This window comes from Streptomyces erythrochromogenes, from assembly GCF_040684695.1.
GTDB lineage: Bacteria > Actinomycetota > Actinomycetes > Streptomycetales > Streptomycetaceae > Streptomyces > Streptomyces erythrochromogenes_C.
On record NZ_JBFBGM010000050.1, the window covers coordinates 1,554 to 2,165 of the forward strand.

The following is a 612-nucleotide window of genomic DNA, read 5'->3' on the forward strand; positions in this document are numbered from 1 at the left end:
CCCTGCGGCCCGGCCCTGCGGCCCGGCCCTGCGGCCCGGCCCTGCGGCCCGGCCCTGCGGCCCGGCCCTGCGGCCCGGCCCTGCGGCCCGGCCCTGCGGCCCGGCCCTGCCTGGACGGCCTGTGTTGTGGCCGGTTCCTTCGTGCGTAGCTGCCTGCCGGGCCTGGCCCCCTAGGGTTTGCGGCTCGGAAGGGGTGTCGATCCCTGTGGCACGGCACGGCACGGCACGGCACGGCACGGCACGGCAGGGCAGGGCAGGGCAGGGCACGGCGGCATGACATGGCGCTCCCCGTCGCATTCGTCGTCGGTGCGGGTGCTCCTGTGGTTGCGCAGTGTCGTTCCGCCCGCAGCCCGGCAGCCCGCAGCCCGGCAGCCCGCAGCCCGGCAGCCCGCAGCCCGCAGCCCGCCGTCCGCCGTCCGCTGCCCGGGCCCCCGAGTGTGGCTTCCGGCGATTGATCCCCGATTGCGGCTCGACCTGCTGCCCGATCCGTGATTTCGGCTTTTGGTGCCTGGCTGTTGGCCCCGTGTGCGGCTTCCGATGTTCGGCCTTCGACTCCCGTGTGTGGCTTCCGGCGCCCGGCCCCCGATCCCCGTGTGTGGCTTCCGGCGCCCG